General features: G+C 63.7%; 24 protein-coding genes and 1 tRNA gene. 6 read left to right on the top strand and 19 right to left on the bottom strand.

Annotated features, from left to right (window positions below; all coding sequences use genetic code 11):
• Window positions 1-189 precede the first annotated feature (189 nt).
• From rsmD to BUS12_RS29395, 3 genes are all read left to right on the top strand, one after another.
• Window positions 190-804 (top strand): 16S rRNA (guanine(966)-N(2))-methyltransferase RsmD, encoded by a 615-nt coding sequence (rsmD, locus tag BUS12_RS29405; protein WP_074300870.1) that lies wholly within the window; start codon window positions 190-192, stop codon window positions 802-804.
• A gap of 113 nt (window positions 805-917) precedes the next feature.
• Window positions 918-1,430, top strand: a complete 513-nt coding sequence (coaD, locus tag BUS12_RS29400; protein ID WP_074300869.1) for a pantetheine-phosphate adenylyltransferase — start codon at window positions 918-920, stop codon at window positions 1,428-1,430.
• 65 nt (window positions 1,431-1,495) lie between these two features.
• Entirely contained in the window at window positions 1,496-1,750 is a 255-nt protein-coding gene (locus BUS12_RS29395) for a YfhL family 4Fe-4S dicluster ferredoxin (RefSeq protein WP_074263289.1), read from the top strand.
• A 46-nt stretch (window positions 1,751-1,796) separates the two neighbouring features.
• On the opposite strand, the gene hisC is transcribed toward BUS12_RS29395, so the two are convergent.
• From hisC to BUS12_RS29355, 8 genes are all read right to left on the bottom strand, one after another.
• Window positions 1,797-2,876 (bottom strand): histidinol-phosphate transaminase, encoded by a 1,080-nt coding sequence (hisC, locus tag BUS12_RS29390; RefSeq protein WP_074300868.1) that lies wholly within the window; start codon window positions 2,874-2,876, stop codon window positions 1,797-1,799.
• Window positions 2,877-2,945: 69 nt separating this feature from the next.
• Window positions 2,946-3,548 (bottom strand): aminoacyl-tRNA hydrolase, encoded by a 603-nt coding sequence (gene pth / locus BUS12_RS29385; protein ID WP_074300867.1) that lies wholly within the window; start codon window positions 3,546-3,548, stop codon window positions 2,946-2,948.
• A gap of 139 nt (window positions 3,549-3,687) precedes the next feature.
• Window positions 3,688-4,308, bottom strand: coding sequence for a 50S ribosomal protein L25/general stress protein Ctc (locus tag BUS12_RS29380; RefSeq protein WP_074300866.1), 621 nt, complete (start codon window positions 4,306-4,308; stop codon window positions 3,688-3,690).
• A gap of 165 nt (window positions 4,309-4,473) precedes the next feature.
• Window positions 4,474-5,430, bottom strand: a complete 957-nt coding sequence (locus tag BUS12_RS29375; protein WP_074300865.1) for a ribose-phosphate pyrophosphokinase — start codon at window positions 5,428-5,430, stop codon at window positions 4,474-4,476.
• A 45-nt stretch (window positions 5,431-5,475) separates the two neighbouring features.
• A tRNA-Gln gene (locus tag BUS12_RS29370) sits at window positions 5,476-5,552 on the bottom strand.
• Between the two features lie 52 nt (window positions 5,553-5,604).
• Window positions 5,605-6,486 carry a 4-(cytidine 5'-diphospho)-2-C-methyl-D-erythritol kinase gene (gene ispE, locus BUS12_RS29365; protein ID WP_074300864.1) on the bottom strand — a complete coding sequence of 294 codons (882 nt, stop codon included), beginning with the start codon at window positions 6,484-6,486 and terminating at the stop codon, window positions 5,605-5,607.
• 36 nt (window positions 6,487-6,522) lie between these two features.
• Window positions 6,523-7,179 carry a lipoprotein insertase outer membrane protein LolB gene (gene lolB, locus BUS12_RS29360; RefSeq protein WP_074300863.1) on the bottom strand — a complete coding sequence of 219 codons (657 nt, stop codon included), beginning with the start codon at window positions 7,177-7,179 and terminating at the stop codon, window positions 6,523-6,525.
• Entirely contained in the window at window positions 7,179-9,020 is a 1,842-nt protein-coding gene (locus tag BUS12_RS29355) for a tetratricopeptide repeat protein (protein ID WP_074300862.1), read from the bottom strand. The genes lolB and BUS12_RS29355 overlap by 1 nt, the downstream gene beginning before the upstream one ends.
• Window positions 9,021-9,107: 87 nt before the next feature.
• On the opposite strand from BUS12_RS29355, the gene mutM reads away from it, so the two are divergent.
• Together mutM and mutY are read left to right on the top strand one after the other, a co-directional pair.
• A complete protein-coding gene (mutM, locus tag BUS12_RS29350; protein WP_074300861.1) occupies window positions 9,108-9,938 on the top strand; it encodes a bifunctional DNA-formamidopyrimidine glycosylase/DNA-(apurinic or apyrimidinic site) lyase in 831 nt (276 codons plus the stop codon).
• Between the two features lie 7 nt (window positions 9,939-9,945).
• Complete coding sequence (gene mutY / locus BUS12_RS29345; RefSeq protein WP_083640664.1) at window positions 9,946-11,070, top strand: A/G-specific adenine glycosylase; 1,125 nt, start codon at window positions 9,946-9,948, stop codon at window positions 11,068-11,070.
• Between the two features lie 73 nt (window positions 11,071-11,143).
• On the opposite strand, the gene BUS12_RS29340 is transcribed toward mutY, so the two are convergent.
• The 11 genes from BUS12_RS29340 to kdsD form a co-directional block, all read right to left on the bottom strand.
• Window positions 11,144-11,776, bottom strand: a complete 633-nt coding sequence (locus BUS12_RS29340; protein WP_074300860.1) for an LON peptidase substrate-binding domain-containing protein — start codon at window positions 11,774-11,776, stop codon at window positions 11,144-11,146.
• A 38-nt stretch (window positions 11,777-11,814) separates the two neighbouring features.
• Window positions 11,815-12,708: an RNase adapter RapZ gene (gene rapZ / locus BUS12_RS29335; RefSeq protein WP_074300859.1), complete on the bottom strand. Its 894-nt coding sequence runs from the start codon at window positions 12,706-12,708 to the stop codon at window positions 11,815-11,817.
• Window positions 12,709-12,816: 108 nt separating this feature from the next.
• Window positions 12,817-13,785 (bottom strand): HPr(Ser) kinase/phosphatase, encoded by a 969-nt coding sequence (gene hprK / locus BUS12_RS29330; RefSeq protein WP_074300858.1) that lies wholly within the window; start codon window positions 13,783-13,785, stop codon window positions 12,817-12,819.
• A 128-nt stretch (window positions 13,786-13,913) separates the two neighbouring features.
• The gene (locus BUS12_RS29325) at window positions 13,914-14,429 is read right to left on the bottom strand and encodes a PTS sugar transporter subunit IIA (protein WP_074300857.1); all 516 of its coding nucleotides are present in this window, start codon (window positions 14,427-14,429) and stop codon (window positions 13,914-13,916) included.
• A 227-nt stretch (window positions 14,430-14,656) separates the two neighbouring features.
• Entirely contained in the window at window positions 14,657-15,016 is a 360-nt protein-coding gene (gene hpf / locus BUS12_RS29320) for a ribosome hibernation-promoting factor, HPF/YfiA family (RefSeq protein ID WP_074300856.1), read from the bottom strand.
• A gap of 171 nt (window positions 15,017-15,187) precedes the next feature.
• Window positions 15,188-16,702 carry an RNA polymerase factor sigma-54 gene (locus tag BUS12_RS29315; RefSeq protein ID WP_074300855.1) on the bottom strand — a complete coding sequence of 505 codons (1,515 nt, stop codon included), beginning with the start codon at window positions 16,700-16,702 and terminating at the stop codon, window positions 15,188-15,190.
• A gap of 185 nt (window positions 16,703-16,887) precedes the next feature.
• The gene (gene lptB / locus BUS12_RS29310; protein ID WP_074301773.1) at window positions 16,888-17,670 is read right to left on the bottom strand and encodes an LPS export ABC transporter ATP-binding protein; all 783 of its coding nucleotides are present in this window, start codon (window positions 17,668-17,670) and stop codon (window positions 16,888-16,890) included.
• 5 nt (window positions 17,671-17,675) lie between these two features.
• A complete protein-coding gene (lptA, locus tag BUS12_RS29305; RefSeq protein ID WP_074300854.1) occupies window positions 17,676-18,347 on the bottom strand; it encodes a lipopolysaccharide transport periplasmic protein LptA in 672 nt (223 codons plus the stop codon).
• 19 nt (window positions 18,348-18,366) lie between these two features.
• Complete coding sequence (gene lptC / locus BUS12_RS29300) at window positions 18,367-18,975, bottom strand: LPS export ABC transporter periplasmic protein LptC (protein WP_074300853.1); 609 nt, start codon at window positions 18,973-18,975, stop codon at window positions 18,367-18,369.
• Complete coding sequence (locus tag BUS12_RS29295) at window positions 18,972-19,535, bottom strand: KdsC family phosphatase (protein WP_074300852.1); 564 nt, start codon at window positions 19,533-19,535, stop codon at window positions 18,972-18,974. Before BUS12_RS29295 ends, lptC begins: the two co-directional genes overlap by 4 nt.
• Complete coding sequence (gene kdsD, locus BUS12_RS29290) at window positions 19,535-20,518, bottom strand: arabinose 5-phosphate isomerase KdsD (protein ID WP_074300851.1); 984 nt, start codon at window positions 20,516-20,518, stop codon at window positions 19,535-19,537. The genes BUS12_RS29295 and kdsD overlap by 1 nt, the downstream gene beginning before the upstream one ends.
• Before the next feature lie 135 nt (window positions 20,519-20,653).
• Here kdsD and BUS12_RS29285 point away from each other — a divergent pair, with 135 nt between their 5' ends.
• Window positions 20,654-22,657, top strand: a complete 2,004-nt coding sequence (locus BUS12_RS29285; protein ID WP_074300850.1) for a monovalent cation:proton antiporter family protein — start codon at window positions 20,654-20,656, stop codon at window positions 22,655-22,657.
• Window positions 22,658-22,748 lie beyond the last annotated feature (91 nt).

The raw sequence follows: 22,748 nt of genomic DNA, 5'->3' as shown, positions 1-22,748 counted from the left end.
GCAGCGTGGCAATGCGGGATGCAAGGCGCTGGAAGCCGCTTATTTTATCAGGCAAGCCCGCATGGATAGCATTAGCCGTCCGGCCAGGGTGAGATGCGTGCCCCCATGTGGTAACGTTGGCGCTCCAACCCCGGTGCCAGCAAGCGCCTGCGGGCAAATCGCCTAACCTGTTCAACTGTTCGAATCTGCATGCCCCGTACTTCTGCACCCCGTCAGCACAGCGCGTCGTCCAACCGCGGCAAGCCGCACGCCATCCGCATCATTGGCGGCGACTGGAAGCGCACGCCGTTGCCCGTGCTCGACCTCGACGGTCTGCGCCCCACGCCGGACCGCGTGCGCGAAACGCTCTTCAACTGGCTCGGCCAGCGGCTCGACGGCCTGCGCTGTCTGGACCTGTTCGCCGGCAGCGGCGCGCTGGGCTTCGAGGCGGCGTCGCGCGGCGCGGCCCGGGTTCTGATGGTCGAGCGCCACGCGAAGGCAGCCGGGCAGTTGCGCGCCAACCAGGCGCGCCTCGCGCCCAACACGATTGAAGTCGCCGAGGCCGACGCACTGCGCCTCGCGGCAAGCCTTGCGCCCGCGTCGTTCGACGTGGTGTTCCTCGACCCGCCGTTCGACTCCGACCTGCTGGGCCGCGCGCTGGAGCTGGCGGTGCGGCTCGTCAGCGCCGAAGGATTCCTCTATGTGGAAGCCGGCGAGGCGCTCGAGATCGCACAGACGCCCGCGCTGGCGGGCTGGACCATCGTGCGGCAGGGCAAGGCGGGAGCGGTCCACTATCATTTGCTGCAGCGCGAAAATGAGGAATAATGCGCGTTCTAAAACAAGCGCCGGACGGCTAGCCGTCACGCGCGCGACCGGCGGCAAACGCGTCCTGCGGGCGTGCTTGACGTGCCCATTTGTCTGAAGAGAGGAGAAGTCTCATGGTAGTCGCCGTGTACCCGGGTACGTTCGACCCGCTGACGCGCGGTCACGAAGACCTCGTTCGGCGCGCGTCGAGTATTTTCGACACGCTGGTGGTAGGCGTCGCCGACAGCCGCAACAAGAAGCCGTTCTTCACGCTCGAAGAGCGCCTCGATATCGCCCACGAAGTGCTCGGTCACTATCCGAACGTGCAGGTCATGAGCTTCAAGGGGTTATTGAAGGATTTCGTCCGCAGCAATAACGCTCGCGTCATCGTGCGCGGCCTGCGCGCCGTGTCGGACTTCGAATACGAGTTTCAGATGGCCGGCATGAACCGCTATCTGCTGCCCGACGTCGAAACCATGTTCATGACGCCGTCCGATCAATACCAGTTCATCTCCGGCACCATCGTGCGCGAGATTGCGCAATTGGGCGGCGACGTCAGCAAGTTCGTGTTCCCGTCCGTCGAAAAATGGCTGAAGGACAAGGTGGCCTTGCTGGATCAGGATAACGGCCAGGCAGGGCAGTCCTAACCGGCGTAAACTGTGGTCTTGACGGAATGACAGCCGGCCTTGCGCCGGCGTGAAGTGAGAGAAGTATGGCCCTGATGATTACCGACGAGTGCATCAATTGCGACGTCTGCGAGCCTGAGTGCCCGAACGACGCCATTTCGATGGGCCCGGAAATCTATGTGATCGATCCGAAGAAATGCACCGAATGCGTCGGTCATTTCGACGAGCCGCAGTGTATCCAGGTGTGCCCGGTGGAATGCATTCCGCGCGACCCGGAGCATCTGGAGACGCCTGAAGGCCTGATGGCGAAGTACCACGCGTTGCAGGCCGCGAAGGCCTGAGGGTGCGTGGGCGAGGCGGCGCAGGCACCTGTCCCACGCAGTCCACTTATCCCACGTAAGCGCGAAACACGTCCTGCAGTGCATCGAGCAGTGTGTCGCATTCCGCGTCGGTGCCAATCGAAATGCGCAAGTGCTGATCGATCCGCGGTGCCTTGAAATGGCGCACGAAAATCTCCTTGTCCCGCAGCCGGGCGGCGAGCGTGGCCGCGTCGTAGCCTTCATGGCGAGCGAACACGAAATTCGCTCCTGACGGTACGACGTTGAAGCCAAGCGCCGTCAAGCCTGCGGAAAGACGCTCGCGGCTCGCGACGACTTTCGCGCAACTGTTGCGGAACCACGCGTCGTCTTCGTAGGCGGCAATCGCTGCGACCTGGGCGAGCCGGTCGAGCGGATACGAGTTGAAGCTGTCCTTGACGCGGGTCAACGCCTCGATCAGCGCCGCATTGCCGAACGCAAATCCCACCCGCATGCCGGCCAGCGAGCGCGACTTCGAGACCGTCTGCACCACCAGCAGATTCGGATAGCGGTCGATCAGCGAAACCGCCGATTGTCCGCCGAAATCCACATACGCTTCGTCGACCACCACTACGGATTCCGCATGCCGCGCCACCAGCCGTTCGATCTCGGCGAGCGGCAAGGGGTGGCCCGTTGGCGCGTTCGGATTCGGCAAGAGGACGCCGCCGTTGGGCAAAACGTAGTCGTCGACGCGGATGGCGAATGCGTCGTCGACGGAGAGGGTGCGGTAGTCGACCTCGAAGAGCCGCGCGTACGTCGGATAGAAGCTGTACGTGATGTCCGGGAACAGGATGGGCTTGTCGTGCTTGAGCAGCGCCTGGAACGTCAGAGCGAGCACCTCGTCCGAACCGTTGCCGGCGAACACCTGCTCGGCGCGGATGCCGTGGTGTGCCGCGACGGTCTCGCGCAGTTTGCGCGCAGTCGGATCGGGATAAAGGCGCAGCGATTCCGCGCTGTCGCCGAGTTCGTGACGGATCGCCGCCAGCACGCGCGGCGACGGCGGATACGGGTTCTCGTTGGTATTGAGCTTGACGGGATGGGCGAGTGCGGGCTGTTCACCCGGCACATACGGCGTCAGACGACTAACGATGTCACTCCAGTAGCGGCTCAAGCGGGACTCCAATAGATGGCTGCGATTCGATCCTGATGATAGCCGGGCAATCGCGGCGAAACCCGCCGCCTACGCGTTGCGATGCAACTGCATGACCGCCCGGTCGAGCTCGCCTTTGACAACGAGCGGCATCTGCACAAGCGCACGTTCGATCGACGCGTCGATCACGTCCTGCTCTTCGCGGCGCGGCGGCTTCAGCACGTAGTTGGCGACGTCGGGCTTGGCGCCGGCGCGCGCGCTTTCGGGGATCAGATCGCGCGGATGGCCGATGCCGATGCGCAGCCGCCAATACTGTTGCGACGACAGATGCGCGGAAATGTCCTTCAGGCCATTGTGCCCGCCGCTACCGCCGCCGAGCTTCAGCTTGACGGTGCCGGGCGGCAGATCGAGTTCGTCGTGCGCGACGAGAATTTCGTCGGGCAGGATCTTGAAGAAATGGGCAAGCGCGACAACCGACTGCCCCGAGCGGTTCATGTACGTCTGCGGCTCGAGCAGGTGCACCTCTTCGCCATGCAAGCGAGCCTTCGCGTAGAAACCGTGAAAGCGGCGTTCGTCACGCAAGGTAGTGCCGGCTTCGCGCGCCAGTTGATCGACCAGCCAGAAACCGGCGTTGTGACGCGTCGCGGTATATTCGGCGCCCGGGTTGCCGAGCCCCACGATCAGCTTGATCATGATTGAGTCATGATGGGTTAAAGGCCGGCGGCGTGCCGCGCGGCCCGAAAAAACAAAAAAACCCGCCGGGGCGAACCGCGGCGGGTCACATCGTCCGTTCCATTGAAACGGATCGAGAGGATTGCTCGCTGTATGCAGCTTAAGCGGCCGGCGTTTCGCCTTCGCTTGCAGCAGCAGCGTCGCCTTCGGCGATCGCGCCAGCCGGGATCGTCGCGGAGGCGACCACCGGGTTTTCAGCTTCAACGTGTGCAACCAGTGCGACGCCAGCCGGCAGGACGATGTCCTTGGCGTGCATCGTGTGACCAGCTTCGATCGTTGCGAGGTTGACTTCGAGGAATTCAGGCAGTGCCGACGGCAGGCACTCGATTTCGATTTCGTTCAGAACGTGCGAGATCACCGCGCCCGACAGCTTGACAGCCGGGTTCGATTCCTGGTTCATGAAGTGCAGCGGCACCTTGGTGTGCAGCTTCTTCGTTGCATCGACGCGCTGGAAGTCCACGTGCAGCACGAGCTGACGGAACGGATGGTATTGCACGTCGCGCAGCAGAACCTGTTGCGCCTTATCGCCGATTTCCAGATCGAGAATCGACGAATGGAAAACTTCTTTCTTCAGGGCGTGCCACAACGCGTTGTGATCGAGTTCGATCAATTGCGGTTCAGCACCAGCGCCATAAACGATTGCCGGCGTCTTGCCGGAAATACGCAGGCGGCGGCTCGCACCCGTACCTTGCAGGGAACGCTCGAAAGCGACTACTTTCATGTTGAATCTCCAATGCACTGCCCGCGACCAGGCAGTAAAAACGGGGCCTTCATGCCATTATGGCTGAGGCCCCAGACTCGACGGCACGAACCTTCGTTCGCTCATGCCGATTGTGCAAAAGCGCAGCGTGCGATGTTGCAATGCACGTTGCGCCTTCGCAAATACTTAACTTTCTGCAAACAGCGACATCACCGAATCGCCGCGGCGGATCCGCGAGAACGTTTCGGCCAAGAGACCTGCGCTTGTCAGCGAACGGATCTTCGCGCACGAGCGAGCTTCTTCGCCGAGCGGGATCGTATCCGTCACGACCAGTTCGTCGAGCGCGGAAGCCGCGATACGCTCGCCAGCACCGCCCGACAGAACCGGGTGAGTGGCGTATGCGAACACCTTGATCGCGCCGCGTTCCTTCAACACCTGAGCCGCCTTGCAGAGCGTGCCGGCGGTGTCGACCATGTCGTCCATGATCACGCAGGTACGGCCTTCGACTTCACCGATGATGTTCATCACTTCAGCGATGTTCGCCTTCGGGCGACGCTTGTCGATGATGGCGAGATCGCAGTTCAGTTGCTTCGCCAACGCACGGGCGCGGACCACGCCGCCAACGTCCGGCGACACGACCAGCAGGTTCTCGTGATTCTGCTTGCGCAGATCGCCGAGCAGCACAGGCGTGGCGTAGATGTTGTCGACCGGGATGTCGAAGAAACCTTGAATCTGGTCAGCGTGCAGATCCATGGTGATGATCCGCTCGACGCCGGCGATTTCCAGCATGTTCGCCACGACCTTGGCCGAGATCGCAACGCGCGCCGAACGCGGGCGACGATCTTGACGGGCATAGCCGAAGTAGGGGATAGCAGCGGTGATCCGGCCAGCGGATGCGCGCTTGAGCGCATCGACCATGATCATCAGTTCCATCAGGTTGTCGTTCGCCGGTGCGCACGTGGATTGCAGGACGAAGACATCCTTGCCACGCACGTTTTCCTGAATCTCGACCTGGATTTCGCCGTCCGAAAAACGGCTGACCATCGCTTTGCCGAGGGGGATACCGAGGATTTTTACGACTTCTTGTGCAAGCGCGGGATTCGCGTTGCCAGTAAAAACCATCAGGCCGTCATGGCTGCTCATCATGCACCTGCTTCTGGCTGGGGGGCGAGGAACTGCGAGAATTTTTGGCAGGGGAGGAAGGACTCGAACCCTCGAATGCCGGAATCAAAATCCGGTGCCTTAACCAACTTGGCGACTCCCCTACACTAACTTTGAGCTTCACCGAGCGTGTAGGACCGCTCGACGATGCAAAACCTATGACGCGAAAGCGAAGAGTGGATGTGTATCCAGGCTTGCTGTGACTGCGCTGTTCCACTCGCTCGGCAGTTTGGCTTGCGCCGCTTCTGCTTCATCGCGATTGCGGAACGCGGCAAAAACACTTGCCCCCGATCCAGTCATCCGCGCCGGCGCGATGTTATCAAACCATCCCAGCACCTGCGCAACTTCCGCGTATTTTCCCACGACAACCTGCTGCATGTCATTGCGGCCGAAACTGTCTGGCCATTCTGCGCTGCAACTATGTTGTGCAAGAAAGTCCGTAATTGTGAGGGGTTTTGAATCTCTTGTCAACGATTTTTCGGAAAAAATCGCTGCAGTTGGAACATGAACCCGCGGCGTCACAACTAGGAAATAACGAGCGGGCAATTGTACAGTCTCTAACGCTTCTCCGACACCCTCTGCAAACGCATTTTTTCCAAATACAAAGAACGGCACATCCGCACCGAGCTTCAGCGCGAGCGCCTGCAATTCCGCGCGCGGCAGATCGAGCTTCCACAGACGGTTCAGCGCGAGCAGTGTCGTGGCGGCGTCCGAGCTGCCGCCGCCGAGGCCCGCGCCCATCGGCAGGCGTTTGTCGATTTCGATGTCGACGCCTTCCGCCGTGCCCGTGTGGTGCTTCAGCAGCAGCGCGGCACGCACCGTCAGGTCGTGTTCCGGCGGCACGCCGGAGACGTCGGTGCTACGCGTGACACGGCCGTCGTCACGGCGCGTGAAATGCAGCGAATCGCCCCAGTCGAGCAACTGGAACACGGTCTGCAACGCATGATAACCATCCGGCCGGCGACCGGTGATGTGCAGGAAGAGATTCAGCTTCGCTGGCGCGAGGCAATCGCGCAGCGAATCGTTCGTTTCAATCATGACTCAGGACAAAGGGCAGTGGCGCGGCTTACCGGTCTATTGGTCGAGCACGAGCTTGATGTCGAGCGGCGGCTGCTCGCGGCTCAGGTTGACGCGCTTGAGGCCGGTGGCCGGTGCATCAGCATACGCGAGATAGTCGATGGTCCAGCCGTCCTGGACGATTTCCTTCAGGTGCGACGGATCTTGTGGATCCTGCTCGGTCTTCGCCCGCGAGCTGGGCGCGGCCGACGGCTGCAGCCAGTAGCGCAGGCCTTCGACCGGCAACGCAAAGCCGAGCGCGTTCTGCATCAGCGTGGACACGTTGTCGGCGGTGAGCGGCTGGCGATTCGGCAGTTCAAGCGAAGCTGAGGCGGGCGACGACGTGACGATGGCGAGCGTCTGGCCGAGCGGGTTGCGCAACTGCAGCGTGACCGTGTCGCCTGCTTCCTGCCAGTCGAAGTTGCCGTAGGCGTTGCGCTGCTGGCCGTTCTGGTCGACGTACTGCACGGCAAAGCGGCCGTGATAGGCGCGGCTCGTCTGCGCGGTGACGGAGGTCGTGGCGTTCGAGGTGGACGGCTCACGCGGCTTGACCGACGCACAGCCGGTCAGTGCCACGGCAGCCGCCACGGCGAGCCCCAGCGCCGCGCGACGCGGCGCCTGGGGACTAACGAACGGGCGACCGAACAAACGGGTAGAGCGGTTCGAAATGAGCATCAGAGATCGTTGACCTGAAAACGTTTGAGCGTTTTGAGGAGCGTATCGTTGTCAGGTTCCAGCTTGCGTGCTTCGCGCCAGGCGTCGCGCGCCTGATCCTGCGCGCCCGACTTCCACAGCACTTCGCCCAGATGGGCGCCGATTTCCGCATTCGGCTGCAGGTCGTAGGCCTTGCGCAGCAGCTTGAGTGCGTCCGGTGTGTCGCCGAGGCGATACTTGACCCAGCCCACGCTGTCCATGATGAACGCGTCGTCCGGCGCCAGCGACGACGCCTTCTGGATCAGCTTGTCCGCTTCCTGCAGCCGCACGCCGCGATCGGCGAGCGAATAGCCCAGCGCGTTGTAGGCCTGCGGGTTATCCGGCTGCGTCTCGATCAGCTTGCGCAACTGCGCTTCCATCGTGTCGTAGTGGCCGTTCTTCTCGGCCGCCATCGCGTAGTCGTACGTCAGATCGGGGTCGTCCGGGTAGTCCGCGGTGGCCTGCGCCAGCCGGTCTTCCGCTTCCTGATAGCGCTTCGCGTCGAACAGGATGGCCGCGTCCGTGCGCGCGATCAAGGCCTGATCGCGCGGATCCTGAGCCTGCAGACCGGCGAGCAGCTTGCGGGCGTCGTCCGGCTTGCCCTGCTTTTCAAGCAACTGGGCGCGCGTGATCTGCGCAGGAATATATTGCTGGCTCTGGGGTGAAATCTTGTTGAGCCAGTCGCTCGCGGCCGCGTCGTTCTTCTGCTCGAGCGCCAGCTGCGAGAGATAGATGTACGCCTGGCCCGGATCGGCGCCCGGCGTCTTCTCCGCCTTCTGCGCGTACTGCTCCAGATACGGCTGCGCGCCCGCGAAATCCTTCTTCTGGATGTCGATCAGCGCGAGCGCCATCAACGGCGTCAGGTCGTTCGCGTTGTCTTTGTGCATCGCCTCGAACTGCTTTTGCGCGTCGTCGAGACGGTCGCTTGCGAGGTACATCTGCGCCAGCGCAAGCCGCGCATCATGCGATTTCGGATTCTGCGCGACGTATTTTTCGAGCGACGCGATGCCTTCCTTGCGCTCTTCCGGGCCCATCTGCGACAGCGTCAACGCGGCCGGCAGATAGTCGGGCTTGAGCGTGAGCGCCTGCTCGAGCGACTTGCGTGCGCCCGGTGCGTCGTCCGCCACGATCTGCTGACGGGCGATGGCCAGTTGCGCCTCGGGCCGGTTCATGTCGTTCTTGAGCAGATCCTGCAGCACGTGCAGGCCGCCGACGCGATTCGGCCCGCGCGACACCAGCAATTGCAGCGCGAGGATGGCGCTGCCGCGGTTCTCGTCAGGCACCTTCGCCAGTTCGCGTGCGAGCAGCGGCTCGGCGTCGTCGGGCTTGCCCGACAACACGAGTAGCGATGCATCGAGTTGCGCCGCGCGTTCCGACGTGGGCGCATACTGCTGCCACAATTGCGCAGCCGCCAGCGCGTCCGAAGGACTCTGGGCGGCCAGCGCGATTTCGGTGGCGCGTTGCGCCATGCGTGGATCGTGCGTGTCGCGCGCCAGTGCCAGATAGGTCTGATACGCCGGCGCCGGCTGGTCCCGCTGCAGCGCGACTTCGGCCGCGAGCACCTGGAACACGATCTGACTCGACAGCGCGACGTCAGGCAGATTCTTTTGATCGTCAGCCGTCGGCGCGCCTAACGCATCGGGCATGGACACGGAGTTGTCGTCCGTATCTGGCGAGGGATCCTGGGCATGCGCCGGCATGGCGGCGAGCGCCCACACGGCAAGCGCTGCGGCGCCGAGCAGACGGCGAGCGGACACAGCGTGCGGCACGCGGGAGGTGCGCGCCGGGCGCTTCGAAAACAGCTTCACGAAGGACAAGTTCATGGAAATCCGTTCAATGTTTCGGACGATTGTAACGCGCTCGCTACAATAAGCGCACAACCACTCACGCAAGTTGCAGACCAGTTAGACATGCCAGAGTTGCCAGAAGTTGAGGTTACCCGACGCGGAATTGAACCGTATGTCTCCGGACGCCGGGTCGAACGCGTCGACGTCCGCACGCCCGCACTGCGCTGGCCGATTCCCGCCGACCTTGCTAAAACCTTGCGGGGCCGTGTGGTCCACAAGGTGGAACGGCGCGGCAAGTACCTGCTGTTCGAGATCGACGCGGGCTGGTTCATTGTGCACCTGGGCATGACCGGGACGCTGCGAGTGCTGCGCAATCTGCCGCACCTGCCGGCGGCTGCGAAGCACGACCATGTCGACTGGATCTTCGACGAATTCATTCTCCGCTATCGCGACCCGCGGCGCTTCGGCGCCGTCCTGTGGCATGCGCGCGCAGACGGCGACGTGCTGGCGCATCCGCTGCTCGCGGGGCTCGGCGTCGAGCCATTCTCGCCGGCTTTTTCGGGCGCGTTGATGCACCGGCAGACGCGCGGGCGCAAGGTCTCCGTCAAGCAGGCCTTGCTGGCAGGTGAGATCGTGGTGGGCGTGGGCAATATTTACGCGTCCGAAAGCCTGTTTCGCGCCGGCATCCGGCCAACCACGCCGGCCGGCCGCGTCTCGCTGGTCCGCTACGACCTGCTGGCGGACGCCGTGCGCCTGACGCTCGCGGCCGCCATCGAAAAGGGCGGCAGTACGCTGCGCGATTTCGTCGGCAGCGACGGCGAAAGCGGCTACTTCCAGCTCGACTATTTCGTCTATGATCGCGCGGGGCTGCCATGCCGAGTGTGTGGGACGCCGATCAGACAGATCGTGCAGGGGCAGCGCTCGACTTACTTTTGTCCGACTTGCCAGCGCTAATTTTCCGATGCCCTCTCGCTTAACGCCGTCCTCGACAGCCGCCGCACCCGTCCTGTCCGCTTCGCCGGCGCTCGCCGATTTTTCTGCACGCCTGATCGCGTGGCAGCGTCAGCATGGCCGCCACGACCTGCCCTGGCAGAATACGCGCGACGCGTATCGCATCTGGTTGTCGGAAATCATGTTGCAGCAGACCCAGGTGTCCACAGTGATTCCGTACTACGCGCGTTTCCTCGAGCGTTTTCCGGATGTCGCCGCGCTGGCCGCCGCGCCGCTCGACGATGTGATGGCGTTGTGGGCCGGCCTTGGCTACTACTCGCGCGCCCGTAACCTGCACCGTTGCGCGCAGGCGGTGGTCGAATTGCACGGTGGGGCGTTTCCGGCTTCCGTGGAAGCGCTGGCCGAACTGCCGGGCATTGGGCGCTCGACTGCAGCGGCGATCGCCTCATTCGCGTTCGGCGCACGCGCGACGATTCTCGACGGCAACGTGAAGCGCGTGCTCGCACGCGTGTTCGGCGTCGAAGGTTTTCCGGGCGAAAAGCGTGTGGAGAACGCGATGTGGACGCTGGCCGAATCGCTCTTGCCGTCCAACGCCGGCAACGCAGAGGTGAGCGCCTATACGCAGGGCTTGATGGACCTCGGCGCGACGCTGTGCATGCGCGGCAAGCCGGACTGCGAGCGCTGCCCGTTCGCGCCGGACTGCGTGGCGAACGTGAGCGGACGGCAGCGGCAATTGCCGGCCGCGCGTCCCAGGAAGGCCGTGCCGACCCGTCGCACGTGGATGCTGGTGTTGTGCGACGGCGATGCGGTGATGCTCGAAAAACGGCCGCCGTCGGGTATCTGGGGCGGCCTATGGAGCTTGCCGGAAGCGGCGGATGAAGCCGCGCTCGCCGAGCGCGCACGTGAATTCGGCGGTGACGGTGCGGTCTCGCCGCTTGCGCCGCTCACGCATACATTCACGCATTTCAAGCTGGATATCGAGCCGCGCCTCGCGGAACTGGATCGAGCCGGGGGCGGCAGCGCCGTGCTGGGCGACGCGGAAACCGTGTGGGTGCCGCTGCGCAATATCGACGCGTATGGCGTGCCGGCGCCGGTGCGCAAGCTGCTGGACGGCCTGCAAGGGTCGCTGATCTAGTGCTTTGCCTTGGGGCAGGTTGGCGCGAGCGCGCCAACTGCCGTTGCCGTCACCTTCACCTTCACCTTCACCTTCACAGCAACTGATGCTGCTGCATGTAGTGATGAACCACGTCGATGCGCGCCCCGGCATCTGTCAGTTCCATCAGCTTTTGCCGCGCCTTTAGCGCAATTGGCAGCACTTCCGAGAGCCGGTTGGACACCCACGTCGGGTCTTCGAGCTTGAACGGTTCCGCGAACGGCAGACCGTCGGGATCGCGCTCGCGAATCGTCGCGATGATCCGCTCGAGTACTTCCGCGCATGCGCCGAATTTGGCCAGATGCTGGTTGCCTTCGAGCGGCACGTCGTCGGGCAGCGGCTCCGCCATCCCCACCAGCAGGCCACTATGTTCCACGCGATGCGACAGCAGCCGGAAACGCCGCGTACCGCGCGCGCGGATCAGCAGCATGCCGAAGGTTTCGACATCGCATTCGTCGATTTCAGCGAGACATCCAACGTGTTCCGGGACCGACGGTTCATCCGGCAGCGCGACTTCACCACCGCTTTTCAGCAGGCAGACACCGAACGGGGTCTTTTCGCGCAGACAGTCGCGCGCCATGTCGAGGTAGCGCGCTTCGAAGATCTTGAGGGGCAGCAGCCCGTCGGGGAACAGCACCGTATGCAGCGGAAACAGCGGCACATCGGCAAGCACAGAAGTAGAGGACATGGCGCAACGCTTCAGTTAAGGCCGCGCGATGCGGCCGGTTAAGCCACTAACTTCGATGATTCGCCGACGTCGACCGGCGCATCGCGGTGCCGCACGATTACATTGGCCTGCTTGGCAAGACGCGCGGCGAGCGTCTCGGCAATGAACACCGACCGGTGCTGGCCGCCTGTGCAGCCGATAGCCACAGTCAGGTAACTGCGGTTGTCGTCGCGAAAGTGCGGCAGCCATTTCGCGAGGAACGTCTCGATGTCGCCCATCATGTCGTGCACCACGGGCAGTGCGCCGAGGAAATCGATCACCGGCTGGTCGAGCCCGGTGAGTGGGCGTAATTCATGATCGTAGTACGGGTTCGGCAGCGTGCGCACGTCGAACACGAAATCGGCGTCGAGCGGCACGCCGCGCTTGAAGCCGAACGACTCGAACATCAGCACCAGACCGCTGTGTTCCTGTTCGATGAAGCGCTTGACCCACGCGCGCAACACGTTCGCGCGCAGATTGCTGGTATCGATCTGGTGGCCGAATTCGGCCAGGTTCGCGACCAGTTCACGTTCGCGCTCGATCGCTTCTTCGAGCGAGGTGAGCAGGCCGACGTCCGCGTCGTGCGCGGTGGAACCGGAGAGCGGATGGCGGCGGCGCGTTTCGGAGAAACGCTGGATCAGCGCCTGCGTGCTTGCGTTCAGGAACAGCACCCGCACATCGTGCTGGCGCGACAGGTCGCGGATCATCGCGGGCATGTCGTCGAGCGAGGCGCTCGAACGCGCGTCGATGGCGACCGCAAGACGGTCGTGACCGTCTTCCGCGAGATAGGTGGCGAGTTGCGGCAGAAAGCGCGGCGGCAGGTTGTCGACGCAGTAATAGCCAGCGTCTTCAAGCGCGTTCAGTGCAACGGATTTGCCGGAGCCGGAAATACCGGTGATCAGAATAATGCGCATGGAGTGGTCGAATCTGTACGTTTCATCATAGCATCTGGTCCCCCTGCGCGTGCCCCCTGCCGGCGCATACGCGGGGTGGGCGGGCACCTCCGGCAACCGCGTGGCCGCTCAGATCAGCTTGCCGGGAAACTGGCTGTCCGGGTCTTGCATGGCGAGGCGCTGGCGATCCATGAAGTCGCGCAGCGTGTCGATGCCGCGCAATTGCAGGATCGTATTGCGCACGGCGGCTTCCACCAGCACCGCGAGGTTGCGGCCGGCCGCCACCTGGATGGTGACCTTGCTGATAGGCAGGCCGAGCACGTCGACGGTCTGGCTTTCGAGCGGCAGGCGCTGGAATTCGCCATCCGGACGACGCACCAGCTGAACGATCAGCTTCAGCTTCATTTTGCGCCGAACGGCGGTTTCACCGAAGATGGTCTTGATGTCGAGCAGGCCCAGGCCGCGCACTTCCAGCAGATTCTGCAGCAGCGGCGGGCAGCGTCCTTCGACGAAATCCGGCCCGAGGCGCACGAAATCCACCGCGTCGTCGGCCACGAGGCCGTGCCCGCGGCTGATCAGTTCAAGGCCGAGTTCGCTTTTGCCGAGACCGGAGTCGCCGGTGAGCAGCACGCCCATCCCGAGAATGTCGAGAAACACGCCGTGCAGCGTGGCGCGCGGCGCGAGGATGCGCGACATGTAGAGGCGCAGGCTGTCGATCACAGCGGCGGCCGACATGGGCGTGGTGAACAGCGGCGTGGAGGAACGCGTACAGCGCAGGACCAGTTCCGGCGGCGCGGCGACTCCGCCCGCCACTACCAGGAACGGCGGCTCGAGGGCGATCAGCTCGGCCATATGGCGTGAGCGGTCTTCTTCGGATTGACGCTGGTAGTACTCGACTTCAGCGTCGCCCAGCACCTGGATGCGGTTCGGGTGGATCAGGTTCAAGTGGCCCACGAGGTCGGCGCTCGACGTGGCATAGGCAACCGTTTCTGCCGAGAAGCCGCGCTCCCAGCCTTCATGCCCCGTCAGCCAGCTGAGTTTCAGCATGGCGGCGTTGTCGTCGAAAATGCTTTGGGCGTTGATGCTGGACGTATCCATGAGTCCGTGACTCCAGTGTGGGCCGCTGTCCCGCGTACGCCGGCTGCGCTAACGCAGCCGGGCCGGCCGGCTAGAGCCGGCTTCGGTGCGGGGCTGAGCCCGCTCGTATGCGGATTGTCGCTGATGCATCAAGGTTGCCACTGAGTGAGCAGGCGATGCAACGCTTCGCGGTCTTCTTCCGTGTGCAGCCGCTCGCGTGCTTCGCGGTCGGACAGCAGTTGGGCGATTTCCGAGAGGATTTCCAGATGCTGCTGGGTGGCCTGTTCGGGCACCAGCAGGAAGATCAGCAACGAGACCGGCTGACCGTCGGGCGATTCGAAAGGGATCGGTTCGGCGAGCCGAACGAATGCGGCGAGCGGCTGCTTCAAGCCTTTGATCCGGCCATGCGGAATCGCGACACCCTCGCCAAGACCCGTCGACCCGAGGCGCTCGCGCGCAAACAGATTGTCAGTGACCGTGCTGCGGGCGATGCCGTTCTGGTTTTCGAAAATCAGGCCCGCTTGCTCGAAGACGCGTTTCTTGCTGGTGACCGATAGGCCGACGACGACGTTTTCGAGGGGAAGAAATTTGGCTAAACGATTCATGTTGGCAGGCGGAAACGTGGCCTGGATATTCCTCGCTGTGGCGTTTGAGTGGCGTTCCATTCTCGACTGATGCTCACGGCGATGTGCTTGGGAGGCCAAAAAGGCAGGACTCCCGCTGAATAACCCCGATTGACCCCGATGGTAACCGGCCCATTATAGAACAGCACGACCATGGATGGTGCGGCGCGCCATGCATAGATGCATCCAACGAAAAACCGCCCGTTGCCGGGCGGTTTAGCTGCGTCAGGAAAAACCTTCGGATCCTGACGGGTCCTGCCTGATACGACTTATTGCGGCGGCACGTCCACTTGCGGCGCCAGCGGTTGATACTTGATCGCTTCGTGCTGATGACCCTGCAGGCGATCCTTGTGACGTATGACTTGCCGGTCGAGCTTGTCGATCATCAGATCAATCGCGGCGTACAGGTCGCCGTCACAGCTCTCGACAAAGATGTCCTTGCCCTTCAGATGCAGGTTGATTTCAACCTTCTGCCTCTTTTCCTTTTCCTTGTGGTTGTCGACCGAGAGGACCACACTGCCATCGATCACCTGATCGAAATGTCTTAGCACCCTATCCAGTTTGGTGATCACGTATTCTCGCAACGCTGGCGTTACTTCGAGATGGTGTCCACTGATCTGCAGATTCATAGTGCTTCTCCAAGCTAGTGGCCGCTTGGTCCGCACGATGGGGCAGTACCGGTCGATCTGACGGCTCGCCTGTGTCGTCCCCCGTTGACTGACTACTGGCAGGTCGCATCGGCCGGCCTGTCCGCCAACGGGCGGAGCGGCCGGAAAATGCCCGCCACACTACGCGACGGGCTAAAGAGACTTGCGCAGGTTAACTGCTGGGATCTTGAGGGCTTCGCGGTACTTGGCCACAGTACGCCGTGCGACCACGAATCCTTGCTCCGCCAGCAATTCGGCGATGCGGCTGTCTGAAAGAGGAGATTTGGTGTTTTCCGCTCCTATCAGTTGCTTGATGAGCGCGCGGATAGCCGTGGAAGAGGCTGCCCCGCCCGTGTCAGTTGAAACGTGTGATCCGAAGAAGTACTTAAATTCAAGCGTCCCGAATGGGGTCAGCATGTATTTACCGGTTGTCACACGGCTGACAGTTGACTCGTGTAGGCCCAGCGTATCAGCAATTTCCCGCAAAACCAAGGGCCGCATGGCAATTTCGCCATGGACAAAAAAGCTCTTCTGACGCTCGACAATAGCCTGGGCGACTCGCAGGATCGTCTCGAAACGTTGCTGGATATTCTTGATCAGCCAGCGCGCTTCCTGGAGCTGCTGGCGCAGCGAACCGCTGCCCGGATCGCCCCGGTTGTTGCGCAGGATGTTCGCGTACAGATGGTTGATGCGCAGCTTCGGCACCACCTCGGGATTCAGCTCGGCCTGCCAGCCCTGGCCCGTCTTGCGCACCATGATGTCGGGCACCACGTAGTCGGCTTCGGCCTTGCCGTAAGCCGCGCCGGGGAACGGTTCGAGCGAGCGGATCAGCACGTGCGCGTCGCGCAGGTCGTCGTCGCCGGCTTTCAGGTGCTTGCGCAGGCGCGTGAAGTCGCGCGCGGCGAGCAGTTCCAGATGGTGCGCAACGATCTCGAGCGCGAGCGTGCGGGTCGCCGAGGCATCGAGTCGCAGCAATTGCAGCTTCAGGCACTCGGACGCCGAACGTGCGCCGACGCCGGGTGGGTCGAAGCTGTGCAGCAGCGCGAGCGCCGCGTTCAGCTCGTCGAGGTCGACGTCGAGCTCTTCGGGCAGGTCGGCCTGCACTTCATCGAGGGTCGCGGTCAGATAGCCGTCGTCGTCGAGCGATTCGATCAGAAAGGTGATCAACGCGCGGTCGCGCTGGCTCGCCTGGGTGACGCGCAGTTGCGCCATCAGGTGGTCGCGCAGCGAGGTGCTGGATTCGTGGATCTGCAGCGGCGGCAGGTCGTCGTCGTCCGAGGCGGTGCCGGAGCGGCCGTAGTCGTCCAGATTCCACTGGGTGGAGTCGCCGTTGCTGTCCGAGGAGAGGCCGTTGTACTCGTCGACGCCCTGCGGCTCGCCGTTTTCGGCGCGCTCGCTGGTGCTGGTGGACGACGAAGAACTACTGCTGCCCATCTGCTCGGGCGCGGCGTTGCTCGGCGCTTGGGCAATCAGCGAACCGTCCGCGGCGACTCGCAGCGGGCTGGCGATCCAGTCGTCCTCGTTTTCGAGCAACGGATTCTGGGAGATCGCCATCGCGACTTCCTGCTGCAGTTCGAGCGTGGACAGCTGCAGCAGCCGGATGGACTGTTGCAGTTGAGGGGTCAGCGCAAGATGCTGCGACAGGCGGAGTTGGAGGCTGGCTTTCATGGCAAGTTGAGATTCATTGTAAAGAGTTTGCCACGACCGCGATACCTTGCGACATTCGCAATAACGCGTGCGCCCGGATTGGGCTTGCGGGGGAAGCGGGCGGCCCGTTGCGTCAAAAATACGCTGAGGCCGTCGCAGCAAGGGACGGGCGGCAGGGGATGCCGCCGTGCATGCCCCTTGCGCGGTTACATGCGGAAGTGCTCGCCCAGATAGACGCGCCGCACGTTTTCGTTTTCAATGATGTCGCCAGGCGCGCCGGCGGCCAGCACGCTGCCATCGCTGATGATGTACGCATGGTCGCAGATGCCGAGCGTTTCGCGCACGTTGTGGTCCGTAATCAGCACGCCGATGTTGCGCTGCTTCAGGAACTTGACGATCTTCTGGATTTCCAGAACCGCGATCGGATCGACGCCGGCGAACGGTTCGTCGAGCAGAATGAAGCTCGGATTGGTCGCCAGCGCCCGCGCGATTTCCACACGCCGGCGTTCGCCGCCCGACAGCGAGAGCGCCGGATTGCCGCGCAGATGCGCGATCTGCAGTTCGTCGAGCAGCGCTTCCGTGCGGGTGGTGATGGTGTCCTTGTTGAGCCGCTTGCCGCTCTCGTCGAGCTGCAACTCCAGCACCGCGCGAATGTTCTCTTCGACCGTGAGCTTACGGAACACCGAGGCTTCCTGCGGCAGATACGACAGGCCGAGCGAAGCGCGCTTGTGAATGGGCAGCAGGCTGATGGACTTGCCGTCCAGGTCGATCTCGCCCGCGTCGAGCGGCACGAGGCCCACGATCATGTAGAACGAGGTGGTCTTGCCTGCGCCGTTCGGGCCGAGCAGGCCGACCACCTCGCCGCTCTTGACGTCGAGCGACACGTCTTTCACGACGGTGCGCGAACCATAGCGCTTCTTCAGATTGCGAACCACCAGCGAACTGCTGGTCCCAGCCGGCTTGCGATGGGGGAGGGAAGGCGAATTCACTGAGTTCACTGGGCCGGGGCTCCCTGAAGCGTGGTGGACGGCGCGAGCGTGGCCGAGGCGCCGGACAGCGGTGCGGCGCCGCCGTTACGCGGCGACAGCATGGCGCGCACGCGGCCGCTCGGATTGCCCGGGCCGGCGACGTCCGGACCCGCCTTCGCGGTATAGAAGTCGCTCTGGCCGTCATAGGTGATGACGCTGCCGTGGACCGTATCCATCACCGTCGAGAGGCCCTGCAGGCGGTTCACGGTGGCGTTGGTCGTCAGGGTGGTGAGGTCCTGCTTGCCGTCGTAGTCGATGCGGATGGCGGTGCCTTCCACATACTCGTTCAGCCCCTCGCGCTTCTGGCGGAAGTACGACAGATTGCCGCCGCTCGAGGTGCCGGTGGCGTACTGATAGCCCTGCGGATCCTGCGTCACCTCGACGCGATCCGCCTTGATGACGATCGTGCCTTTGGTGGCCACGACGTGTCCGGTGAAGATGTTGACCTGCTTCAGGTCGTCATAGGTCATGTTGTCCGCTTCAATATTGAGCGGCTTGTCCTTGTCGGCGCGCTCGGCGTGCGCCAGCGGCGCAAAGCCTGCGAGCGGCAACGCGACCAGCAGCGCAGCAAGTCCAGCGCGGCACGCGGACAAGGTGCGCGCGCGGCCGGTGTCAAAACGGGGGAACGATTCGTTCATGCAGTCACGCTGGATTGGATTACCCGGGTTGCTTCAGGGAGCCGCCGGAGGCGTCGGACGCGGCGATCGCGCCACGGACGTTGCCGAACAGCTGCATTACCCGGGTGACGTTGTTGTAGTTCATGCCGCTGGCCGTCATGACAGACAGGCCGCGCTGAAGTTTAACCGGCTTTTCGGTCTCAATCACATCGTCGTTGACCAGGACCCGAAAATGGTAGGAATCGGCCTGCATCGCCGGGTCGCCGTCGCCGGCAGCGCGCAGGATGCGGGCGTTCTGGTACAGATCGACGATCGAGGCATCGCCGTTGACGGTGCCGGTGTCGCCGGTCGCCGTCACGATGGGCTTGCCCGGCTGGAAGGCGCGGATGGCCGGCTTGACGAGATCGCTCAACTCGTCGTCTTCGTAATGGACGAGGTGGGTGGCCGTCAGCCGGTACTGCGTGGCGCCCGATTGATCCAGCTCCGACACCGAGAAGTTGTCGGCGAAGTAGTCGGGCGTGTGTTCCTTCGGCTTGATCTCGCCTTCGTGCGGCGGCGGCGCGGTGGCCTGCAGCAGCCACCAGGTGATCCCGGCGAGCACCGCCATGGCAACCAGCGGAATCAGCGAAGTGAAGCGGAACTGGTTCATCCGACAAGGCCCTGCTGTTGCCCGCCGGCGCAGGCTGCCGCGAGCAGCGCGTCGTACTTGTTCTGCGCGCGCAGCAAGGTGTCGCATACTTCGCGCACGGCACCGTGGCCGCCGCGCGCTTCGCTGACCCAGTGGGCCCGCGCGATCACTTCAGGATGCGAATTGGCGGGCGCGGCGGCGAAGCCGACCTTCAGCATCACGCCGAGATCGACCCAGTCGTCGCCCATGTAGCCGCATTCCTCGGCGGTGCGGCCGGTTTCCTTGAGCAGCTCGGCGAAGGCCGCAGGCTTGTTTTCGATGCCCTGATACAGATGGGTGATCTTCAGTTCCTTGGCCCGCACCGCGACGATGCCCGACTTGCGCCCGGTGATGATGGCCGTGTCGATGCCGGCTTCGCGTAGCAGCTTCGCGCCGTGGCCGTCCATCGAGTTGAACGACTTCATCGTGTCGCCCTCGGCGGTGAACATCAGGCCGCCGTCGGTCAGCACGCCGTCGACGTCGAAAATCATCAGCTTGACGCGGCGCGCGCGCTCGGTAGCGGTAAGGGACGCGGTAGCCATCAGATCACCTTCTTGGAGAACAGGTCGTGCATGTTGAGCGCGCCGATCAGCTTGCCCGCGTCGTCGACAACCAGCATCTGGTTGATCCGGTGGCGTTCCATCAGTTCCACCGCTTCGACCGCCAGTTGATCCGGTCCAATGGTACGCGGGCCCGGCGTCATTACGGAGGCGATCGGCAGGTCGCGGAAGTCGCCGCTGCGCTCGAGCACGCGGCGCAGGTCGCCGTCGGTGAAGATGCCTTTGACGCGCTGGTTTTCGTCGACGATCGCCGTCATGCCCATGCGCTTGGCGGTCAACTGGAACAGGGCGTCGCGCACGGTGGACTCCGGCATCACCTTCGGCACCTGGTCGCCGGTGCGCATCACGTCGCGCACATAGGTGAGCAGGCGGCGGCCGAGCGCGCCGCCCGGATGCGAGCGGGCGAAGTCGTCCGGGCCGAAGCCGCGCGCGTCCAGCACGGCAACCGCAAGTGCGTCGCCAAGCGCGAGCGCGGCGGTGGTGCTGGCGGTGGGGGCAAGATTCATCGGGCAGGCTTCTTTTGCGACGCCGGCGTTCAGATGCACGTCGGACAGTTGCGCGAGACTCGAGCCCGGCTTGCCGGTGATCGCGATCAGCTTTGAACCGAGCCGCTTGATGATAGGCAGAATCGCCATCAGCTCTTCGGATTCGCCGGAGTTCGACATGGCCACGAACACGTCATCCGAGGTGACCATGCCGAGGTCGCCATGGCTGGCCTCCGCCGGATGCACGAAAAACGCGGGCGTGCCGGTGCTGGCGAAGGTTGCCGCCAGCTTGCGGGCCACGTGGCCGGATTTGCCGATGCCGGAAACGACGACGCGTCCACGGCAGCCCAGGATGAAATCGATCGCCTCGACGAAACCGTCGTCGAGTTGATCGCGAAGCGCGCGCACGGCGTCCGCTTCGATGTCGAGCACGTTGCGAGCGAGCGCGAGTGCCCGGTCGCCATTGATTTTCGCTATCATTCGCGGAGTATAGCAAAGGCGTTTGTTCGCCGCGCCGGGACGGCTGTCTCCGGCCGCTGCCCTCACCGGCCCCTCAACCTTGTCGCACGGCGGTTTGCGTGCGATGGTTATGTCGACGAACCAGGACGCTTTCAGATGATTTCCCCGCTCGAAATGACGCTGTTCCTGCTGCTGGCATCGGTGGCGGGCGTCGTCGTTTTCCGTTTCCTGAACCTGCCGCCGATGCTCGGCTACCTGACGGTGGGGATCATCGTCGGGCCGCACGCGTTCGGTATCGTTCCGGATTCGATCGGCGCGCAGAACCTTGCCGAGTTCGGGGTGGTGTTCCTGATGTTCTCGATCGGGCTGGAGTTTTCGCTCGCCAAGCTGCGCTCGATGCGCCGGCTGGTGTTCGGCCTCGGCCTGCTGCAGGTGATCGGCACGGTGGCGGTAGCAGTGGCGCTCGGCTTCGTGCTGGAGCGCTGGGTGCATATCACGTGGCAGGGCAGCATCGCGCTGGGCGGGGCGCTTGCTATGTCGTCGACGGCTATTGTCAGCAAGATGCTGGCGGAGCGGCTCGAGATCGAGACGGAGCACGGCCGCAATATCTTCGGCGTGCTGCTGTTCCAGGATCTGGCGGTGGTGCCGCTGCTGATTGTCATCTCGGCGCTCGGTGGCGATTCCCGCACCCTGATGACGGCGCTCGGGCTCGCGGCAGTGAAGATTGTGGTCGCATTGGCCCTGCTGCTGATCGTCGGGCAGAAGTTCATGACCCGCTGGTTCAATGTGGTGGCGCGGCGCCGCTCGCAGGAGCTGTTCATCCTGAACCTGCTGCTCGTCACGCTCGGGGCGGCGTTCATCACGGATAAATTCGGTTTGTCGCTTGCGCTGGGCGCGTTCATCGCCGGCATGCTGATCGCCGAGACGCCTTACCGGCATCAGGTTGAAGAAGACATCAAGCCGTTTCGCGACGTGCTGCTGGGCCTCTTCTTCGTCACCACCGGCATGCTGCTCAACCCTATGGTGATCTGGACGCATCCGCTGATCGTGCTGGCTTTCCTGCTCGGCCCGATGCTGCTGAAGCTGATCATGATCACCGCGCTGTCGCGCCTGTTCGGCGCGTCGCCGGGCGTGGCGATGCGTACCGGCATCGGCCTCGCGCAGGCTGGCGAATTCGGCTTCGTGCTCCTGAACCTGATCCTCGACAAGCATCTGGTCGACGCCACGCTCCTGCAGGCGATTCTCGCCGCGATGCTGCTGTCCATGCTGGCCGCGCCCTTCATGATCCAGAACGCGGACCGCATTGTGCTGCGCCTGTCGTCGACTGAATGGATGATGCAGTCCCTGCAGATGACGCGCATCGCCACGCAAAGCCTGAAGCAAAGCGGCCATACGATCATCTGCGGCTACGGGCGGGCGGGACAGAACCTTGCGCGCATGCTCGAGCACGAGGGTCTTTCATACGTGGCGCTCGACCTCGACCCCGACCGCGTGGCGGCGGCCGCGGCGGCCGGCGAATCCGTGGTGTTCGGCGACGCCGGGCGGCGCGAGTCCTTGCTCGCGGCCGGTATCCACCGCGCGGCGGCGGTCGCGATCACCTACGCCAATACGCCGTCGGCGCTGCGCGTGCTGCACAACATCCACGAACTGGAGCCGACGCTGCCGGTCATCGTGCGTACCGTCGACGACGCCGACCTCGAAAAGCTGCTCGCGGCCGGCGCGACCGAGGTGATTCCGGAGATCGTCGAGGGCAGCCTGATGCTCGCTTCGCACACGCTGGTGCTGATGGGCGTGCCAATGCGGCGCGTGGTGCGGCGGGTCGAGGAGATGCGCGACGAGCGCTATAGTCTGCTGCGCGGCTATTTTCACGGCGCCGACGACGTGGGCGACGACGACAGTCACGAGCAGGTGCGACTACAATCGGTGCCGGTCGACGAGAACGCGGACGCGGTGGGCCGTACGCTGGCCGAGGTCGGTTTGTTCGGACTGGGCGTCGAGGTGACGGCGATCCGCCGTCATGGCATTCGCGGCGTGGAGCCGGACCCGTCGACCAAACTGCGCGCCAGCGACATCGTCGTGCTGCGCGGCTTGCCCGAAGCGCTCGCCGCAGCCGAAGAGCGGCTGTCGAAGCATCGCCGGGCGGGCGCACCGGCCGTTTGAAGCGGGCGGCGGCATAAGCGAACATGCGGCAGCGGGCCGTGCCGCGCACACGCACGCGGCCGGGATTCGAGGCGCGCGACCCGAAGCCGCC

The organism is Paraburkholderia phenazinium, assembly GCF_900142845.1.
In the GTDB taxonomy this organism is placed as follows: Bacteria; Pseudomonadota; Gammaproteobacteria; order Burkholderiales; family Burkholderiaceae; genus Paraburkholderia; species Paraburkholderia phenazinium_A.
This window is presented reverse-complemented; position numbering and strand designations above follow the sequence as displayed.

Coding starts and splice junctions, on each gene's coding strand:
- rsmD (WP_074300870.1), top strand. CDS start 190: ATGCCCCGTACTTCTGCACCCCGTCAGCACAGCGCGTCGTCCAACCGC.
- coaD (WP_074300869.1), top strand. CDS start 918: ATGGTAGTCGCCGTGTACCCGGGTACGTTCGACCCGCTGACGCGCGGT.
- BUS12_RS29395 (WP_074263289.1), top strand. CDS start 1,496: ATGGCCCTGATGATTACCGACGAGTGCATCAATTGCGACGTCTGCGAG.
- pth (WP_074300867.1), bottom strand. CDS start 3,548: ATGATCAAGCTGATCGTGGGGCTCGGCAACCCGGGCGCCGAATATACC.
- BUS12_RS29380 (WP_074300866.1), bottom strand. CDS start 4,308: ATGAAAGTAGTCGCTTTCGAGCGTTCCCTGCAAGGTACGGGTGCGAGC.
- BUS12_RS29375 (WP_074300865.1), bottom strand. CDS start 5,430: ATGAGCAGCCATGACGGCCTGATGGTTTTTACTGGCAACGCGAATCCC.
- ispE (WP_074300864.1), bottom strand. CDS start 6,486: ATGATTGAAACGAACGATTCGCTGCGCGATTGCCTCGCGCCAGCGAAG.
- lolB (WP_074300863.1), bottom strand. CDS start 7,179: ATGCTCATTTCGAACCGCTCTACCCGTTTGTTCGGTCGCCCGTTCGTT.
- BUS12_RS29355 (WP_074300862.1), bottom strand. CDS start 9,020: ATGAACTTGTCCTTCGTGAAGCTGTTTTCGAAGCGCCCGGCGCGCACC.
- mutM (WP_074300861.1), top strand. CDS start 9,108: ATGCCAGAGTTGCCAGAAGTTGAGGTTACCCGACGCGGAATTGAACCG.
- mutY (WP_083640664.1), top strand. CDS start 9,946: ATGCCCTCTCGCTTAACGCCGTCCTCGACAGCCGCCGCACCCGTCCTG.
- BUS12_RS29340 (WP_074300860.1), bottom strand. CDS start 11,776: ATGTCCTCTACTTCTGTGCTTGCCGATGTGCCGCTGTTTCCGCTGCAT.
- rapZ (WP_074300859.1), bottom strand. CDS start 12,708: ATGCGCATTATTCTGATCACCGGTATTTCCGGCTCCGGCAAATCCGTT.
- hprK (WP_074300858.1), bottom strand. CDS start 13,785: ATGGATACGTCCAGCATCAACGCCCAAAGCATTTTCGACGACAACGCC.
- BUS12_RS29325 (WP_074300857.1), bottom strand. CDS start 14,429: ATGGAACGCCACTCAAACGCCACAGCGAGGAATATCCAGGCCACGTTT.
- hpf (WP_074300856.1), bottom strand. CDS start 15,016: ATGAATCTGCAGATCAGTGGACACCATCTCGAAGTAACGCCAGCGTTG.
- BUS12_RS29315 (WP_074300855.1), bottom strand. CDS start 16,702: ATGAAAGCCAGCCTCCAACTCCGCCTGTCGCAGCATCTTGCGCTGACC.
- lptA (WP_074300854.1), bottom strand. CDS start 18,347: ATGAACGAATCGTTCCCCCGTTTTGACACCGGCCGCGCGCGCACCTTG.
- lptC (WP_074300853.1), bottom strand. CDS start 18,975: ATGAACCAGTTCCGCTTCACTTCGCTGATTCCGCTGGTTGCCATGGCG.
- BUS12_RS29295 (WP_074300852.1), bottom strand. CDS start 19,535: ATGGCTACCGCGTCCCTTACCGCTACCGAGCGCGCGCGCCGCGTCAAG.
- kdsD (WP_074300851.1), bottom strand. CDS start 20,518: ATGATAGCGAAAATCAATGGCGACCGGGCACTCGCGCTCGCTCGCAAC.
- BUS12_RS29285 (WP_074300850.1), top strand. CDS start 20,654: ATGATTTCCCCGCTCGAAATGACGCTGTTCCTGCTGCTGGCATCGGTG.